The organism is Streptomyces sp. NPDC005955 (assembly GCF_042871255.1).
Taxonomy (GTDB): Bacteria; Actinomycetota; Actinomycetes; order Streptomycetales; family Streptomycetaceae; genus Streptomyces.
Window position 1 is genome coordinate 521,440 of sequence record NZ_JBIAIF010000004.1, and the last position, 16,689, is coordinate 538,128.

Annotated in this window: 17 protein-coding genes; 12 read left to right on the top strand and 5 right to left on the bottom strand. The window is 74.6% G+C overall.

Annotated elements, in window-relative coordinates; translation table 11 throughout:
• The first annotated feature begins 225 nt into the window (after positions 1-225).
• The 9 genes from ACFYOU_RS13990 (at position 226) to ACFYOU_RS14030 (ending at position 10,254) form a co-directional block, all read left to right on the top strand.
• Positions 226-1,785 carry an ABC transporter substrate-binding protein gene (locus ACFYOU_RS13990; RefSeq protein ID WP_391305605.1) on the top strand — a complete coding sequence of 520 codons (1,560 nt, stop codon included), beginning with the start codon at positions 226-228 and terminating at the stop codon, positions 1,783-1,785.
• Positions 1,773-2,735, top strand: a complete 963-nt coding sequence (locus ACFYOU_RS13995; protein WP_391305607.1) for an ABC transporter permease subunit — start codon at positions 1,773-1,775, stop codon at positions 2,733-2,735. The genes ACFYOU_RS13990 and ACFYOU_RS13995 overlap by 13 nt, the downstream gene beginning before the upstream one ends.
• Entirely contained in the window at positions 2,732-3,583 is an 852-nt protein-coding gene (locus ACFYOU_RS14000; RefSeq protein WP_391305608.1) for an ABC transporter permease subunit, read from the top strand. The genes ACFYOU_RS13995 and ACFYOU_RS14000 overlap by 4 nt, the downstream gene beginning before the upstream one ends.
• Complete coding sequence (locus ACFYOU_RS14005) at positions 3,580-5,211, top strand: ATP-binding cassette domain-containing protein (protein WP_391305610.1); 1,632 nt, start codon at positions 3,580-3,582, stop codon at positions 5,209-5,211. The genes ACFYOU_RS14000 and ACFYOU_RS14005 overlap by 4 nt, the downstream gene beginning before the upstream one ends.
• Positions 5,208-5,978 carry a methyltransferase gene (locus ACFYOU_RS14010; protein WP_391305612.1) on the top strand — a complete coding sequence of 257 codons (771 nt, stop codon included), beginning with the start codon at positions 5,208-5,210 and terminating at the stop codon, positions 5,976-5,978. Before ACFYOU_RS14005 ends, ACFYOU_RS14010 begins: the two co-directional genes overlap by 4 nt.
• A 50-nt stretch (positions 5,979-6,028) precedes the next feature.
• Positions 6,029-7,060, top strand: a complete 1,032-nt coding sequence (locus ACFYOU_RS14015) for a pyridoxal-phosphate dependent enzyme (protein ID WP_391305614.1) — start codon at positions 6,029-6,031, stop codon at positions 7,058-7,060.
• A gap of 118 nt (positions 7,061-7,178) precedes the next feature.
• The gene (locus ACFYOU_RS14020) at positions 7,179-7,967 is read left to right on the top strand and encodes a phytanoyl-CoA dioxygenase family protein (protein ID WP_391305616.1); all 789 of its coding nucleotides are present in this window, start codon (positions 7,179-7,181) and stop codon (positions 7,965-7,967) included.
• A 104-nt stretch (positions 7,968-8,071) separates the two neighbouring features.
• The gene (locus tag ACFYOU_RS14025; protein WP_389767577.1) at positions 8,072-8,890 is read left to right on the top strand and encodes a Rossmann-like domain-containing protein; all 819 of its coding nucleotides are present in this window, start codon (positions 8,072-8,074) and stop codon (positions 8,888-8,890) included.
• Positions 8,887-10,254: an MFS transporter gene (locus ACFYOU_RS14030; protein ID WP_391305617.1), complete on the top strand. Its 1,368-nt coding sequence runs from the start codon at positions 8,887-8,889 to the stop codon at positions 10,252-10,254. The genes ACFYOU_RS14025 and ACFYOU_RS14030 overlap by 4 nt, the downstream gene beginning before the upstream one ends.
• A gap of 46 nt (positions 10,255-10,300) precedes the next feature.
• Here the strand turns inward: ACFYOU_RS14030 and ACFYOU_RS14035 are convergent, their stop codons facing one another.
• Together ACFYOU_RS14035 and ACFYOU_RS14040 are read right to left on the bottom strand one after the other, a co-directional pair.
• Positions 10,301-10,801 carry a hypothetical protein gene (locus ACFYOU_RS14035; protein ID WP_385494501.1) on the bottom strand — a complete coding sequence of 167 codons (501 nt, stop codon included), beginning with the start codon at positions 10,799-10,801 and terminating at the stop codon, positions 10,301-10,303.
• 64 nt (positions 10,802-10,865) lie between these two features.
• The gene (locus ACFYOU_RS14040) at positions 10,866-11,486 is read right to left on the bottom strand and encodes an ABATE domain-containing protein (protein ID WP_391305620.1); all 621 of its coding nucleotides are present in this window, start codon (positions 11,484-11,486) and stop codon (positions 10,866-10,868) included.
• Positions 11,487-11,618: 132 nt separating this feature from the next.
• Here ACFYOU_RS14040 and ACFYOU_RS14045 point away from each other — a divergent pair, with 132 nt between their 5' ends.
• Positions 11,619-12,332 carry a pyridoxal 5'-phosphate synthase gene (locus ACFYOU_RS14045; protein WP_391305622.1) on the top strand — a complete coding sequence of 238 codons (714 nt, stop codon included), beginning with the start codon at positions 11,619-11,621 and terminating at the stop codon, positions 12,330-12,332.
• A 63-nt stretch (positions 12,333-12,395) separates the two neighbouring features.
• On the opposite strand, the gene ACFYOU_RS14050 is transcribed toward ACFYOU_RS14045, so the two are convergent.
• From ACFYOU_RS14050 to ACFYOU_RS14060, 3 genes are all read right to left on the bottom strand, one after another.
• Positions 12,396-13,301: a universal stress protein gene (locus ACFYOU_RS14050; protein WP_391305624.1), complete on the bottom strand. Its 906-nt coding sequence runs from the start codon at positions 13,299-13,301 to the stop codon at positions 12,396-12,398.
• A gap of 271 nt (positions 13,302-13,572) precedes the next feature.
• Entirely contained in the window at positions 13,573-13,815 is a 243-nt protein-coding gene (locus ACFYOU_RS14055; RefSeq protein ID WP_387005297.1) for a DUF397 domain-containing protein, read from the bottom strand.
• A gap of 142 nt (positions 13,816-13,957) precedes the next feature.
• A complete protein-coding gene (locus tag ACFYOU_RS14060; RefSeq protein ID WP_391305626.1) occupies positions 13,958-15,451 on the bottom strand; it encodes an aminotransferase class I/II-fold pyridoxal phosphate-dependent enzyme in 1,494 nt (497 codons plus the stop codon).
• A 28-nt stretch (positions 15,452-15,479) separates the two neighbouring features.
• On the opposite strand from ACFYOU_RS14060, the gene ACFYOU_RS14065 reads away from it, so the two are divergent.
• Positions 15,480-16,334 (top strand): methyltransferase domain-containing protein, encoded by an 855-nt coding sequence (locus ACFYOU_RS14065; RefSeq protein ID WP_391305628.1) that lies wholly within the window; start codon positions 15,480-15,482, stop codon positions 16,332-16,334.
• Positions 16,331-16,507, top strand: coding sequence for a hypothetical protein (locus ACFYOU_RS14070; RefSeq protein ID WP_391305630.1), 177 nt, complete (start codon positions 16,331-16,333; stop codon positions 16,505-16,507). Before ACFYOU_RS14065 ends, ACFYOU_RS14070 begins: the two co-directional genes overlap by 4 nt.
• Positions 16,508-16,689 lie beyond the last annotated feature (182 nt).

The following is a 16,689-nucleotide window of genomic DNA, read 5'->3' on the forward strand; positions in this document are numbered from 1 at the left end:
TCGGGCCGAAGGCCCGCGGAGCACCCTCAGTACGGGGGCGTTCCGCGGGCCTTCGGCCGTTCCCGACCCGTCCATGAGCACCCCCTACCCTTCAGATCGTATTGACAATCATTTTCATCTGATGGGATGCTCGCCGCGCCGCCCCGGCAGTCGGGCCGTGCGCCGACCGCGCCGACCCCCGACCCCGCTGTGCGCGGCCCACGCACAGTTACTCAGGGGAGCGGCATGCAGACGTTTCGTGACCGACGGGAATTCCTCGCCCTGGCCGGCGCCACCAGCGCGGCCGGGGCCCTCGCCCTCACCGGGTGCGGGGCCGGGGACCCGCCCGGTGGCGCCACCGGCGCCGGCTCGACGCCCCGGCGCGGAGGGACGTTCCGCGCCCTGTTCACCGGCGGCGGCGAGCAGGAGACGATCGACCCGCACGCCGAGTCGCTGGCCATCGACATGGCCCGCACCAAAGCCCTCTTCGACCGACTCGTCGCCCTCGACACGAACATGGCGCCCGTCCCGCAACTGGCGAAGCGGTGGGAGTCCAACGACGACGCGACGCTCTGGCGCTTCACCCTGCGCGAAGCCCTCTTCCACGACGGTAGGCGACTCCACCCCGATGACGTGCTGTTCACCTTCGGCCGCATCCTCGACCCCGCGGCGACCAACCACTTCGCCCGGAGCCTGCTGTCCGTCGTCGACCTGCGGGCCAGCCGCGCCGTCGGCCGGAACACCGTCGAGGTCGCCCTGCGCTCCCCCAACGCCGAGTTCCCGGCGCTGCTGGGCACCTTGGGCACCGCGATCGTCAGCGCCCGGTACCGCGATCCGGCCCGGCCGGTCGGCACCGGTGCGTTCCGGTTGACCTCGTTCACCGCCGGCCGGTCCTTCGTCGCCCGGCGGTTCGACGACCACTGGGGCGGCGGCGCCCACGTCGACGAGTTGCGCGTCCTGTCCGCCGACGCGGAGGCCCGGGGCAACGCGCTGCGCGGCGGGGAGGCCGAGTACGCCTACGAGGTGACGCCCACCTTCGCCCGCACCGCCCGCGCCGACCGGTCGGTACGCGTGGTCTCCGCCGCGGGCAGCACCGCCCACGCCCTCGTCATGAAGTGCGACCGGGAACCCTTCGACCACCCCGACGTCAGGACGGCGTTCAAGCTGCTGGCCGACCGGGAGGCCCTGGTGAAGGTGGTGCTGGGGGGGCAGGGCGTCATCGGCAACGACATGTTCGGCAAGGGTTACCAGTACTACCCGCGGGACGTCCCGCAGCGGGAACGCGACGTCGCCGAGGCCCGTGCACTGCTGCGGCGGGCCGGTGCCCTCAACAAGACCCTGTCGCTGTACACCTCCTCCGTGGCCGCCGGGTTCGTGGAGGCGGCCACCCTCTTCGCCGAGCAGGCGGCCGACGCGGGGCTGCGGGTGAAGGTCACCACCGGGGCGTCCGAGACCTACTTCAAGGACCAGCTCACCCGGGGCGCCCTGGGCAGCCACCGCTCCGGAGCGATGACGATCCCCGTGTACCTCCACGACCGGCTGCTCACCCGGTCCGCGTTCAACGCCTCGGCGTGGCGCCGCCGCGACTTCGACGCCGACTACGCGAAGGCCCAGGCCACCACTGCCGAGGACGCCCGCACCCGACGGTTCGAGGACCTCCAGCGCACCGTGCACGAGGAAGGCGGACTGCTGATGTGGGGGCACGCGGACTGGCTGAACGCGGTCGCGGCCCGGGTGCGCGGAGTGCGGGCCGCGCCGCCCAACACCCTGGACTCCGCCCGCTTCGACACCGTGTGGCTGGCCTGAGGATGCGCCGCTACGCCCTGGGGCGGCTCGCCCTCGGCGGAGTCCAACTCCTGCTGCTGGCCGCCCTGGTGTTCGCGTTGACGTCCCTGCTGCCCGGCGACGCCGCCGACGTCCGCAACAACGAGGACGCCACGCCGGAGCAGGTGGCCGCGCTGCGCGAACGACTCGATCTGGACCGACCGGCCGTGGAACGCTTCGTCGACTGGGTGGGCGACGTCCTCACCGGCGACCTGGGGACCTCCCTGGTCAGCGGCGGCCCGGTGCGGGACGTGCTGACCTCGTCGGCGGGCACCACCCTGCTCCTCGGCGCGGTCACCCTCGCCGTGGTCGTCCCGCTGTCGATCCTGCTCGGCGTCGCCGCCGGACTCCGTGAGGACGGCACGCTCGACCGCACGGTCACCGCGGTGACGCTCGCGCTCAACGCGGTGCCGGACTTCCTCCTCGCCCTGCTGCTCGTGACCGGTCTCTCGCTGGAGCTGGGCTGGCTGCCCGCGACCTGGGTGGGGGTGGACGCGGCCGTCCTGGTCGCGCAGCCCACCCTGTTGGTGCTGCCGGTGGCCGTGGTGGCCTCGCGCGCGGTGTGCCTGCTCTCCCGGCAGGTCCGGGCGGGCGTGGTCGACGTCCTCGGCGCGGGATACGTCGTCCAGGCGCGGCGGTTGGGCGTGCCGCGCCGGACGCTGCTGCTGCGGCACGTCCTGCCGAACGCGGCCGTCCCCGGGGTCCAGGAACTGGCCCGCACCGGGGACAACCTGATCGGCGGGGTGCTCATCGTGGAGGCGGTCTTCGCCGTCCCCGGTGTCGCGACCGCCCTGGTCCGGGCCGTGGAGGCACGTGACGTGCCCACCGTGCAGGGCCTCGCCCTGGTCGTGGCGGCGGCGGCCCTGCTGTTCAGCGTGGCAGCCGACCTGGTCTGCCACCGGCTCGTTCCCCGGACGGAGGAGATGCGGTGAACCACGGGCACACGACACCGACCCGTCCACGCAACGGACGGAGCGGACGGATCGCGCCCCTGGGAGCGCTGCTGCTGGTGGTGCCGCTCGGCGTGGCCCTGCTCGGACCGGCGCTGACCGCACCGGCGACCGCCGGCGCCTTCGCCCCGTACACCGGCCGGGGCGGTGAACACCCCTTGGGGACGGACGGGTTGGGGCGCGACGTACTGGCCCTGCTGTTGCACGGAGGGCGTAGCGCGCTGGGCATGTCGCTCGGTGCGGTGGCGGTCGCCTATCTGGTCGGTGGGGCGCTCGGGCTGCTGGCGGCCACGTCCCGGCGACGCTGGATCGACGAGTCGCTGATGCGTCCGCTGGACGTCCTGCTGCCGTTGCCGAGCCTGCTGGTCATCAGTGTGGTGGCGGTGGGGTGGCGCGGCTCGCCGGTGGCGATCGCCCTCGCCGTCGCGAGCGTGAACGTGCCCGCCGTGGCACGACTGGTGCGGGCGGCGGCCCTCGACGCGGCGAGCGGTCCGGTGACCGAGGCGCTGTGGATGCAGGGCGAGTCCCGGGCCCGCATCCACCTGGGTCACGTGGCGCGTTCGGCGCTGTCCCCGGTGGCCGCGGACGCCGGTACCCGGATCACCCTCGCCGTCTTCCTGGTGGCCTCCGCGAACTTCCTCGGTCTGGGCCTGGACCCGACCTCGCCGGACTGGGCGGTGAGCGTGTCCCGGAGCAGTGAGGGCCTGCTGATCCAGCCCTGGGCGGTGTTGGCGCCCGCCGCGATGCTCGTCATGTTCACCGTGGGGCTCAACCTGCTCGCCGATCGGCTGCTCGCCCGAACCCGCCGGACCCGGGAGGGTGCCCGATGACCGCTCCGCCGCCCGTTCCGCCCGTCGTCACGGTCCGCGCCCTCACCGCGCGGGCCAGGGACGCCGTGCTGCTCGACGCGCTCGACCTGGATCTGCACCCGGGCCGGATCACCGCCCTCGTCGGACCGTCCGGCAGCGGCAAGACCACGGCCGCCCTCGCGCTGCTCGGCGAGGCCGGGCCGGGCATCCGGCTGACCGGACGGGTGAGCGCGGGGGACGTCCCGGTCGTGGACGCGGAGGGTGTCACCCGGGCCGCCGCCGCACTGCGCGGCCGGGTGGTGGCGTACATGCCGCAGCACCCGGGCGGCGCGCTCAACCCGGCCCGACGCACCGGAGCCGTGCTGCGCGAGTTGGCCCGGCTGCACCGGGGCGCGTACCGCACGCCGGTCGCCGACGCCCTGGTGGCGGCCCAACTGCCGCCCGGGCCGGACACCGAGCGACGGTTCCCGCACCAGTTCTCGGGCGGTCAACGCCAGCGGGTCGCGCTCGCGCAGACCCTCGTGTGCGGGCCCCGGTTGCTCGTCCTGGACGAGCCCAGCACCGGACTCGACACCGTCACCCGGATGCGGCTCGCCGACGAACTGGCCGAACTGGCCCGCACCGGACCGGCGGTCCTGCTGCTGAGCCACGACCACGATCTGGTGCGCGCCCTCGCCGACGAGGTGGTCGTCCTCGACCGGGGCCGGGTCACGGCGCGCAGCGCCCCCGCGCACGCCCTGCCCGCCCGACGCCCGGTGACAGCCGTCCGGCACACCCCCCGTCCCGCCCCCGGCGAGGCGGCGGACGCCCCGCCGGTCCTTCAGGTGCGCGGCCTCAGCGCGCGGCTGCCGGGCCGGGGGCGGGACCCCGTCCTGCACGGAGTGGACCTGTCCCTGCCGGCAGGGGGCTGTGTGGGGGTGGCCGGGCCGTCGGGCAGCGGCAAGACGACGCTCGCCCGGTGCGTCGCGGGGCTCCACGAACGGCACGACGGTCACGTCCTGCTCGACGGGGCCGCACTGCCGGTGCTGCGGCGCCGCAGCACCGAACAGAAGCGGCGGGTCCAGTACGTGTGGCAGGAGGTGCGCTCCTCCTTCGACGAACGGCGCCCGGTCGCCGAGCAGGTCGCCCGCACCGCCGTACGGCTGCGCGGGCGCGACCCCGACACGGCCCGGCACGAGGCCCTGGAGCTGCTGGAACGGCTGGGGCTCGCGCCGGTGACCGTCGAACGCCGGCCGGGTGCCCTGTCCGGGGGCGAGTTGCAACGCGCGGCGCTCGCCCGTGCCGTGATCGCCGCACCCGACGTCCTGGTGTGCGACGAGGTCACCACCGCACTGGACCCGACCGCGACCCGACTGGTGCTCGGGGAGTTGGCCGCACTGCGCGAGCGCCACGGCACCGCGCTGCTCTGGGTCAGCCACGACCTGGAACTGCTCGCCGTGGTCGCCCACCACCTCGTCGTCATCGACGGTGGGCGCGTCGTCGAGAGCGGCGGGCCCGAACGGGTGCTGCGCTCTCCCCGGGCCCCGCTCACCCGGCAGTTGGTCCGGGCCATGGACCTGGGGGCGGCCACGGCCGCCCCCGTGACCGCCGGTTCCCGTCACCACCCCCTGCGACATCCGTTCCCGACCACGAAGGACAGCACCCCATGACCGACGACCTGACCACGCCCCGCCGCACCGCGCCGGGCCACGACTCCGGGACGCGGGCCCTGCTCGACGCGCTGCCCGAGACCCTGCCGCGTACGGAGATCCTCGCCATCAACAGCGCGAAGTCGAACCTCCACTCCCGGCGGACCTACGTCTACAACGGGTGGACGTTCGCCCTGCCGCCCGGCGTGTTCGGTCCCGGGGACACCAGCCGGATCGTCCACGACCGGCTGCTCGACGGCACGATCCCGGTACGGGGACGGGCGTACGCGGCGATCGGGGCCGGGCTCGGCGTCGAGGCGGTGATAGCGGGAACCCGGGGCGCCCGGGAGGTCTGGGCGTCCGACATCCACCCGGACAGCGTCGCCACCGCCGCCGAGCACTACGCGCGCCTGGTGGGCGAACGTCCCGACACCGTCTTCCGCCCGCTGGTCTCCGACCTCTTCGAAGGGTTCCCGTCCGGCGCCCGGCTGGAGGTCATCACCTTCAACCCGCCCGCGGTGAGCACCCCGACGAGCGACGACCCCACGGTGGTCCGCAACGTCTGCGTGGGGACGGACATCGTGATCCGTTTCTTCGACCAGGTGGTCGAGCGCGAACTCCTGGCTCCCGGGGGCGAGGTCCATCTGATCGTCTCGAACACCGCGGAACTGCGGCGCATCGTCGCGCACGCCGTCGACGCGGGCTTCCGACCCGAGGTGACGCACCGTCAGACCTGGCCCACCGACGACTGCCAGGCGTACCTGTTCAAGCTGACCCGGACCGGCTGACCGCCCCCGCACCGAGCCCCGGACCCCATTCGACACCGAAGGACCAGGACATGTACGAGCACGTAGCGGAAGCGGTCAAGGAACCCCAGGTCGTCGCCGTGCCGCCCGGCGCGGTCTGTCTGCGCTTCGAGACGATGAAGCTGTACTCGGCGCTCGGCGCCGTGCGCCACCTGTTGGAGACCGGGCAGATCGAACGGGGCGACACCCTGGTCGACAGCTCCAGCGGGATCTACGCCCATGCGTTGGCCCTCGCCTGCCACCGCTACGGACTGCGGTGCCACATCGTCGGTTCGACCACGGTGGACCGCACGCTCCGCGTCCAGTTGGAGGTCCTCGGGGCCACCCTGGAGCAGGTCCGCCCCTCCCAGGACCTGCGCCTGGACCAGAACCTGCGGGTGGCCCGCGTCCAGGAGCTGTTGCGCCAGCACCCGGGCCACCACTGGATGCGGCAGTACCACGACTCCATCCACTACCTCGGCTACCGCGACGTCGCCGACCTGGTCGGCAAGGAGGTCCCTGAGGGGCCCCTGACGGTGGTGGGCGGGGTGGGCACCGGCGCGTCGACCGGGGCCATCGCCACCTATCTGCGCGAGGCGGGGCGCGACGTCCGGCTCGTCGGGGTGCAGCCGTTCGGCAGCGTGACCTTCGGCGCCGGGCACGTCAGCGATCCGGACATGATCATCGCGGGCATCGGCAGCTCGATCCCGTTCCACAACGTCCGGCACGACCTGTACGACCGGGTGCACTGGGTGAACTTCGACTACGCCATGTCGGGGGCCGTCGGGCTGCTGCGGGCCAGCGGGGTCTTCGCCGGGCTGTCGGCCGGAGCCGCGTACCTGGCCACGCGCTGGGAACGGAGCCGGGACCCCGGTCGGACGTACGTGTTCCTCGCCGCCGACACCGGACACCGCTACGTCGACAGCGCCTACGCACGGCACGCCCGGGCCCACGGGCTCGACGCGCTGCGCCCGTACGAGGTGACCGCGCAGGAGGAGTTGCGGCACCCCTGGTCGACGATGGACTGGCCGCCCCTCGACGGGGACCGGCGTGGCGTGGAACTCCTGACGCCGAGAGCGGCCTAGCGTACCGGCGGGCCGGGGAGGGCCGGAGCACGACCGTCCGGCTCCACCGCGCCCGGCCGTCCCTCCCCCACCGGCTGCCGACCGCCCCGCCCCGCACCCCGAACGAAAGGGCACCCCCATGTCCGTCACGCCCCTCCACGACCCGCGGACCCGCGGGTTCGCGTTGCTCCCCCGGCTCTTCGACCCCGCGGAGACCGCCGCGCTGGGCGAGGCCGCCGAAGCGGTGCTCGCCCGGGTGACGGAGCGGGCGCTGCACGGGCGGGCGGAGGTGACCGTCTGGCCGGACGGTCACCGGCTGGAGCGGGTGGACGGCGCCACGCTCCACTGGGAGCCGGACACCGACGTCCCGGTGGTGCGCAGCCTCTCCCCCGTCACCCAGCTCAGTGCCGTGCTGGACGCCCTGTGGACCGAGCCGCGCCTCACCGCACCGGTGCGGCGGCTGCTCGGGCACGACCGGCTCGGACCGTTCACCTCGAAGCTCAACTTCAAGCGCGCGGGGGTCGGTTCGGCGTTCCCCTGGCACCAGGACTTCCCGTACTGGTACTGCTGCGCGGGCCCCACGGCACGGGACGTGGTCACGGCGATGATCTACCTGGACGAGGTGACCGTCGCCAACGGCGCCCTGTCCCTGGTGCCCGGTAGCCACCGCGCCGGACCCGCACCCCGCGACCGGGCCGAGCCCACGGGGCTGTTGGTGGACACCGCGCGCACCGGGGTGAGCGGCGCCGTGACCGTCGAGGCGCCGGCCGGTTCCGTGCTGGTGTTCCCCGGTCTCATCGTCCACCGCTCCGCTCCCAACACCAGTGGCACGGACCGCCGTTCGCTGCTGCTGTGCTTCCAACCCGCGGGGCGGCCGCCGCTCGCCGAGCTGCCCTACCGGCCCGAGCGCCTGGCCGACCTGCCCTGAGTCGATCCCGCACCACCCCGGCCGGCAGCCCCGCGCTCCGTGCGCCGGCGCCTGACCCTGCCCGCCCCCCTGCCCGTGACCACCAGAACGAGAGAAGAATCGACATGTCCCTACCCTCACCACGCTCCGTTCCCGAACTCCGGCGCGCGGTCCTCGACGGCGCCTACGGTCCGTCACCCCGCGAGTTGACCGTCACCAGCGCGTTCTGGCTGCACCACACCACCCGGCTGGCCGGGGGCGACGTCACCTATCGCAACCACTACCTGCTGCTGCGCTCCGGGGACGCCTTCGGTGCCTGCTCCTTCGAAGCCGACGGCCCGCCCCCCGACCTCTGCGCGGACGCCTCGGGCCGGACCCTCGACGAACTGATCCGGCACGAGGTGCCGTGCGTGGGGATCGCCGCCCTGGACGCCTATCTGGCCCGCGTCCGACCGCACCGCGACACCGGCAGCGCCGAGTCCGTCATCCTGCCGACCGGTACCCCCGAACAGCGGGCCAGGGCCCGGGACGCGGCCGTCGCCGGACTGCTCGACATCGCGCCCGGCGCCCGGGTCGCCCTGATCGGGGTGGTGAACCCGCTGGTGGCGGCGATACGCGAGCAGGGCGGCGTGTGCTTGCCCTGCGACTTCAATCTGCGCACCACCCAGTGGGGCGACCCCGTCACCGACGACATGCACCAGGTCCTCGCCGAAGCCGATGCGGTGGTCGCCACCGGCATGACCCTCGGCAACGGCAGCTTCGACGTCCTCCTCGACCACTGCCGCACCCGGCGGACGCCGCTGGTGGTGTACGCACAGACCGGAAGCGCGGTGGCCCGCGCCTTCCTGGGCTCCGGGGTCCACGCCCTGTCCGCGGAGCCCTTCCCGTTCTCGCAGTTCAGCGCGGACCGGACGGCCCTGTACCGGTACCGGGCGGCGGCGTGAGCGGCGACACCCCGCACCCCGTCGCCGCTCCCGGGGGTACGACGGGCGCCGCGCCCAACGGACCGGACGCGCCCGGCGGTCCGGCACAGGGCGGGCCCGGCGAGGCCGTGCCGGGCGATCTGCGGATGGTCCGCGCCCTGTGGCCGTTGCTGCTGGCGTCGGCGGTGGGGCTGGTGCCCTTCACCGTCTACAGCACCTTCCTGGTGCCGATCGCCTCGGCGGCGGACGGCAGCGTGGCCGCCCTGGGCCAGCTGCGGGGGCTCGGCGGGCTGGCCGCGCTGGCCGTCGGCACCGCACTGGCCCCGTTGATCGACCGGGTCCGCAAGGAGCGGGCCGTCGCGGCCGGGCTCGGGGTGCTGGCGCTCGCCGCGGCCCTCGGCGCATCGGGTGACTTCCTGCTGCTGGCGGCGTTCTGTCTGCTCGTGGGGGCCGGGACCGCGGTGCTGAACCCGGCGCTCACCGCGGCGGCCGCCGACCGCTTCGGGAGCGGCGCCGCGGCGGGCCGGGCGGCGACGCTCGTCACCGCCACGCAGTCGCTGACCGCACTGTTGGCCGCCCCGCTGCTCGCGCTGCCCGCCGCGTTCTGGGGCTGGCAGGGGGACCTGTGGGCCGTGGCCGCCGTCTCGGTGGTGCTCGCCCTGGCCCTGTTGCGGCCGGGGCGGGCCCGGCGCTCCGCACGACCGGCCGGGGAGGAGGCTGCTGCTGCGGCACCCGTCGCGCGCGGGGGCCAGGACGGGGCGGCCCGGCCGGGCTACCTCGCGTCCTTCCGGGCCCTGGCCGCCCTGCCCGGTGTCGTTCCGCTGCTGGGCGTGGCGATGCTGCGCACGGCCGCGTTCATGGGGTACCTCGCCTATCTGGCCGCCTTCTACGACGAGCGGTTCGACCTGGCGCCCGGCCCGTTCGCCCTGGTCTGGACGTTGAGCGGGGCGTCGTTCTTCGTCGGCAACCTCCTCACCGGGCGGGTGCTCGGCGCCGAACGCCCGAGGGTGTCGGGCGAACGGCTGATGACCATCGGGCTGGTGGTGGCGCTGACGGCGCTGGTGGCGGTCTTCTTCAGCCGGTCGCTCGTGCTCGCGCTGCCGTTGACCGCGCTCGTGGGCGCGGGACACGCGGCGGTGGCCGCCTGTGTCACCACCCTGCTAGTGCGGCGCTGCGGCCCGCTGCGCGGGATGGCGTTGAGCGTCAATGCGGCGGGCATGAGCTTCGGCGTCTTCGTGGGCGCCGCGCTCGGTGGCACGGGGCTCGCCCTCGGCGGGTACCCGGGGACGGCCGCGGCGCTCGGGGCCCTGACGCTGGCGGCGCTGGGCTGCGCCCGGCTGTGCCGCCGGAGCGGTCGCGCCGGGGAGGGTGCGCCGGGAGAGTGAAGGAACCCCGCGGGGCCACGGGCCGCGCGGGGTCGGGGGAGGTCGGTCAGCCCTGCTGGAACAGCTCGGCGGGCAGGGGCTTGAGCAGGGCGTAGAGGTCGTCGGTGATCGGTCGGTCCCAGGCCGCGATGGTGACGAGCACCCCGTCGCTGCGGTCGAACTGGACGCAGGAGATCCGGCCCTCGGAGAGCTTGATGCGGCGCACGATCAGGAGGTTGTCGCCCTGCATCACCGGTACGTCTTCGGAGCCGGTGACGGTGACCTCCTCGTCGTTCTCCAGAGCGAGCAGCAGCTGGGCCACCTCGAAGGGGATCTGCCCGGGGGCGACCTCACGGGCGGGGGACCCCTCGGGGAGGTTCCCGATGATCATCGCGGGTCCGCGGCCACCGAACAGGTCGTACCGGAGGAACACGCCCTGGCAGCTTCCGTCGGGGGCCGGGAGCAGTCCGGCACCGAGGTTCCCGGGCCAGTCGCCCGGCTCCATGGCCAGAACGTCGAAGTCGGGGCCGGCGGGTGTCGCGGCGCTGCGTCGGCGGAGGAAGGACATGCGGACATGGTACGTGTCGCGGGCCGGATTCCGTCGTGGGGTTGGTCAGGTTCACGGACGGTTCTCAGCCCGCCGGGCGGTGCCGTTCGTGGTGCCGGGCGACCCGCGCCCGATTCCCGCAGGCCGGCTTGCACCACTCCTGACGGGGGTGCTCCTTGAGGAAGTAGCGGACGCAGCGCGGTGCGTGGCAGGCCCGCAGCCGGGCGGCGTCGGGGCTCGCCAGGAAGACCCCGGCGGCGGTGGCCAGGGCGGTCAGCAGCAGGTCACCGGGGGCGGCCGGGCCCGCGGGGGCTGGGCTGAGGACGGGCCGGCCCCCCTCGGGCCAGCGCAGGACGGGCACGGCGGGGGCCCGGCCGGCGGCGGCGTTCAGCACCTCCAGGGCGTCCGGTACGGGGAGCAGCCGGGACGCGTCGGCGCTGCTCGGGGGAGCCGGTCGCACGGCACGGGCGAACAGCGCCCGGACCGCGTTGCGCAGTTGGCGCACCTGGCCGAGGTTGGCCGGATCAGCGGTGTAGCCGGCGGCGTCGAAACCGTACCCGAAGGAGGTGGGACGTCGCCGGACCCAGTCGGTGAGCCCCGTGGGATCGGTGAGGTCGTCGGCGACCCCGCCGTGGCCGTCGTGGCGGATGGTGAGCGCCAGTTCCAGTGCGAGGGCCGGATCGGGGGCGGGGTTTGGGCGGTCCATGTCAGCCATGCTACGGAAACTAATGCCCAGATCACCCCCTTCCATTAATCTGAGAGAAAGGGGTCCGGAGCCCGCGTGCCCGCCGCACCGTGCACGTACGGAGGGACCGGGCACGCACGCAGGGGGTAACGGATGCAGGAGTCAGTGACCGTGCACGACGGTTCGACGGAGCAGGCCGACGGTACGACGGAGGGCGAGGAACTGCGTCACCTCCTGCGCGGGCTGGAGGTGTTCGCCGGCGAGCTGCCCGACTTCGACCCGTCACGGGCGCCGGACACCCCGGTGGAGCTGTTCACCCGGTGGCTGCGCCATGCGATCCGGGCCGGTGTCCGTGAGCCGCACGCGATGACCGTGTCCACGGCCGACTCCGACGGGCGGCCGGCGGCCCGGGTGCTGATCCTCAAGGACGTGGGACCCGAGGGCTGGCGGTTCGCCTCGGAGGCGAGCAGTCCCAAGGGGCGCCAGCTCGCGGCCCGCCCGCACGCCGCACTCACCTTCTACTGGTCGGAGCTGGCCCGGCAGGTACGGGTGCGGGGCCCGGTGGTCCGGGAGAGCGCCGAGCGCGCGGCGGCCGACTTCCTCGCCCGGGGCGCCGGGGCGCGGGCCGAGGCGCTGCTCGGCCGGCAGTCCCGTCCCCTCACGGATCCCGTCGAGCGGGAGCGGGCCGTGGCGGATTCCCTCGCCCGGGTGGAGCGGGAGCCGGGGCTCGTCGCCCCGGGCTGGATCCTGCACACCGTGCGGCCCGACACGGTCGAGTTCTGGCAGGGCGACCGTTCCCGGCGGCACACCCGACTCCAGTACGTGCGCGAGGGCGCCGGTTGGCGCCGGGAGTTGCTCTGGCCGTGAGCCGGACGGGCCCGTCCGGCGCTTCGGGGTGGGCCGGGTCGGTGGCCCGGCCCACCCCGCCGGTCAGGCGTCCTCGCCCTCTTCCGGCGGGACGACCGCCACGGGGCTCGCCGCGTGGAGCAGCACCGCCTGGGTGACCGAGCCGAGCAGCCGTGCGGGCTTGAGCAGGCGGCGGCGGTGACGGCCCACGACGATCAACTCGGCGTCCTTGGAGGCGCCGACGATGTGTCCGGCCGCGTCGCCGGGAGCCGCGATGACGGCGACCCGGACGTCCGGGTGCTCCTTGCGGTAGGGGGCGACGACGTCCCGGACCAGGGCGACCGTCTCGTCCTGCGCGGCCTGCTGGTCCGACTCCGACGGAACGAAACCGCCGGCGGCCGTCCACACGTACTCGGGCCACGGGAAGGCGGACACCACGTCGAGCCGGGCGCCCATCCGGTCGGCGGCGGCGAAGGCGAAGGCCAGGGTGCGGGCGTCGGGCGCCTCGGCCGACGCGCCGACCACCACGCGCGGGCCGGGCTCGACCTCGGCGGGGTTGTGGACCTCGCGGCCCTCCTGCGGCACGATCACCACCGGGCAGGCGGCGTCACGGGCCGCGGCCATGCCGTTCGAACCGAGCAGCAGACTCGCGAATCCGCCCCGGCCCCGCGAGCCGAGCACGATGAGCTGGGCCGACTCGCCGAGGCCGGGGATCACCGAACCGGGCGCGCCCTCGTAGTCGACGTACTCCACCGCGGGCAGTCCCGTCCGGTCGGCCAGTCGGTTCCGCACCTGGGTGAGGACGGGGTCGACGGTGGGCTCCGGCGCCCCGGAGACCAGGACTTCGGGCTGGTTCGACGGCGCGTACTGGCGTACGTGCACGATGCGCAGACCGGTGTCGCGCCGCTCCGCCTCCGCCAACGCCCAGTCCAGGGCGCGCAGGCTGCTGTCCGATCCGTCCACTGCGGCGATGACGGGCAGGGTGCTCATGGAATCCTCGTCTCCGGCGACTGCGTCGGCACGCGGTCGCGCGGCCCCAGCCGCACGACCCTCGTGACCTGTTTCTGCTGCCACCCTGTCGCACCGGGGTACCCCGGGACAGGGTCGAAGGTCACGTGTCCCGAAGAATCACCGGAACCGTCCCCGCAGCGCGATCCGGTCGGGCGCGCGGGTCGGGCCGTCCCGGGTCCGACGGAGGAGGTGACGGCTCCTCAGGGGGGCCGCGGCGGGGCGGCGGGGGGTGCACCGACGGGGCGGCGGCTCAGGTGAGGTCGAACTCGCCTTCCCGGGCGTTCAGCACGAAGGCGCCCCATTCGGCCGGGGTGAAGATCAGTGACGGGCTCTCGGGGCGGCGGCTGTTGCGCATCGCGATGAACCCCTCCACGAAGGCGATCTGCACATCGCCCCGGCCGCGGCTGCTCGACCTCCAGTCGGCGTTGCTCAGATCCAGTTCCGGTTTCTCCCAGCCCGCGAGTGGATGCTGCTGGGTGGTGCTCTCGGCCACGTCCGTGCTCCTCCCGGTGCGTCGGTGCCGCGGCCAGCCTAGCGAGGGCCCCGGGGCCGGAACAGGCCGTGGAACGCACGGTTGTCGGTGGGCGGCGCGGACGGGCGGCCGCGGGCGGCACGGCCGGGCGACGACCCCCCGGTCAGGGCAGCCGCCGCAGGACCTCGCCGAGGATCGCGATCCCTTCGCCGATGTCGGCGGGGGTGCTCGCGGCGTAGCCGAGGACCAGTCCCGGACGGTGGGCGCGCTGTCCGTGCCAGGACAGGGGGTGCACCTTCACCCGGCGGGCGAGGGCCGCGGCGGCCAGCTCGGTGTCGGCGAAGTCGGCGTCGAAGGTGACGGTCAGGTGCAGGCCGGCCGCGGCGCCCTGCACGGTCGCACTGGGCAGGTGGCTGCCGATGGCCGCGATCATGGCGTCCCTGCGTCGGCGGTGGTGCCCGCGCAGCTGGCGCAGTTGGCGTTCCATGGCCCCCGATTCCATGAAGTCGGCCAGGACCAGTTGCGGGAGGGCGGCGTTGCCGAGGTCGGCGAACCGTTTGGCGTCCACGAGGGCGTCACGGTACTTCGGCGGGGCGATGACCCAGCCGATGCGCAGGGCGGGGGCGAGGAGTTTGGACACGCTGCCGGCGTAGCAGACGTTCTCGGGGAGGACGGACCGCAGGGCGGGGACCGGGGTCCGGTCGTAGCGGTGCTCCGCGTCGTAGTCGTCCTCGATGACCAGTGCGTCGGCTTCGCGGGCCCAGCGCATCAGCTCGGCGCGTCGGCCGCCGCGCAGGACCACTCCGGTGGGGAACTGGTGTGCGGGGGTCAGCAGCACGGCCGCTTCGCCGGTGGCGCGGAGTTCGTCGACGCGCACGCCCTCCGAGTCGACGGCGACGGGCGGGGTCGCCAACCCGCAGGCGTGCAGGTGTTGCCGGGCGCCCAGCGAGCCGGGGTCCTCCACGGCCACCGCGCGCAGGCCGGCGTCGTGCAGGACCCGCCCGAGCAGGGTGAGCGTCTGGGCGGTTCCGGAGACGACGAGGACGTCGGCGGGGTCCACCCGGATGCCGCGGTTGCGGGCGATCCAGTGGGCGACGGCCAGCCGCAGTGCGGGCGTACCGCGCGGGTCCCCGTACCCGAGGTCGGACGCCGCGAGCCGGCTGAGCACGCGGCGTTCGGCACGCAGCCATGCGGCCCGCGGGAACGCGGCGAGGTCGGGGACCCCCGGGGAGAGGTCGATCCGGGCGCCGGCCGAGCGCACCGCGTCGAAGACGTCCGGGCCGGGGTCGGCGGCGAACACCGAACGCGGCGGCGGTCCCTCGGCGGGTGCGGGCGGCCCGGCCTCCGTGGGCGTCACCGCGGGAGCGGCGACCACGACGGTTCCGTTGCGCCCGCGTCCGGCGAGGTGTCCGTCCTCGACCAGGCGTTGGTACGCCTCGGTGACCACGCCGCGCGATACGCCCAGTTCGCCGGCGAGGACCCGGGTGGCCGGCAGTCTGCTGCCCACCGGCAGGCGGCCGTCCGCCAGCGCGCGCCTGATCCGACGGGCCAGCCAGTCGGCCTTCCCGCCCCGGGGCGCCTCCTCGATCACCAGGTGGAGGAAGTCGGAGCCGGCCTCTTTGGACCGATGGAGAGCGCCCTCATTGGATCTGTCCATCGGGCCATAGTGGCAGCAGGCTGGGCACATGAACACAGCGACGACATCTGAGGTCCCGGCGACCGACTACGTGCACGGGTACTCGCAGCGCGAGAGCCGCCGGCTGGGCGACCAGGCGGACACCCTGGCCCGCCTGCTGCACACGGGCACGGCGTACCCCGCGGGCAGCCGGGTGCTGGAGGTCGGCTGCGGGGTGGGCGCCCAGACGGTCCATCTGCTGCGTTCCAGTCCCGGGGCGCGGATCGTCGCGGTCGACCGGTCCGCGCAGACGCTCGCCCGGGCCCGCGCCCACCTCACGGCCGTGGCACCCGGGGCGCAGGTGGAGTGGCAGCAGGCCGACGTGTTCGACCTGCCCTTCGCCGACGCGGAGTTCGACCACGTCTTCGTGTGCTTCGTGCTGGAGCACCTGCCCGACCCCGAGGGGGCGTTGACCGCGCTGCGGCGCGTGCTGCGGCCCGGGGGCACCCTGACCGTGATCGAGGGGGACCACGGATCGGTGTTCTTCCACCCCGACAGCGCGTACGCCCGGGCGGTGATCGACCTCCAGGTCCGCTTCCAGGCGGCAGCGGGGGGCAACGCACTGCTCGGTCGGCAGCTCCAGCCGCTGCTGGCCGGGGCCGGGTACGAGGACGTGGTGGCCCGCCCGCACACCGTCTACACGGACCCGACCCGGCCGGCGTGGGTGGACGGCTTCACCCGCAACACCTTCATCGCCATGGTCGAGTCCGTCCGGCACCAGGCGCTGGCCGCCGCCCTCACCACCAGGACCGCGTGGGACCGGGGCATCGCCGATCTGCACCGGGCCGCCGACGACGGCACGTTCCACTACACGTTCTTCAAGGCGCTGGCCGTGAATCCCGCTTCCCCCACGGCGTCCCCGTGATCGGACTCAGTGCGCTCGTCCTGTGGGCCGCCCTGATCGTCTGGGGGTTGGAGCGCACCCATCGGCGCCGGGCACGGCGGGACCCCGCGCAGGCCGGCGGGGCGGACGGGCGGGACCGGGACTCGGCACGGGCCCGGGCCGAACTCCGCGCCGCCGCCGACCGGCCGGGCTGACGGCCCCGCCGTCCCGGCCGGCCCCGCCGTACCCCGGCCCGGCCCGGCCCGGCCCGGCCCGTCGTCCGTGTGCCGTACCCCGCGGCGTGCCGGGTCCGTGCGGCACGGTCCCCGGAGGGGGCACGTGCGAAGGTCGAGCACCGTCCGCGGGCACGGTCCGCCGTCCGGCCGCGCGCTCCGGG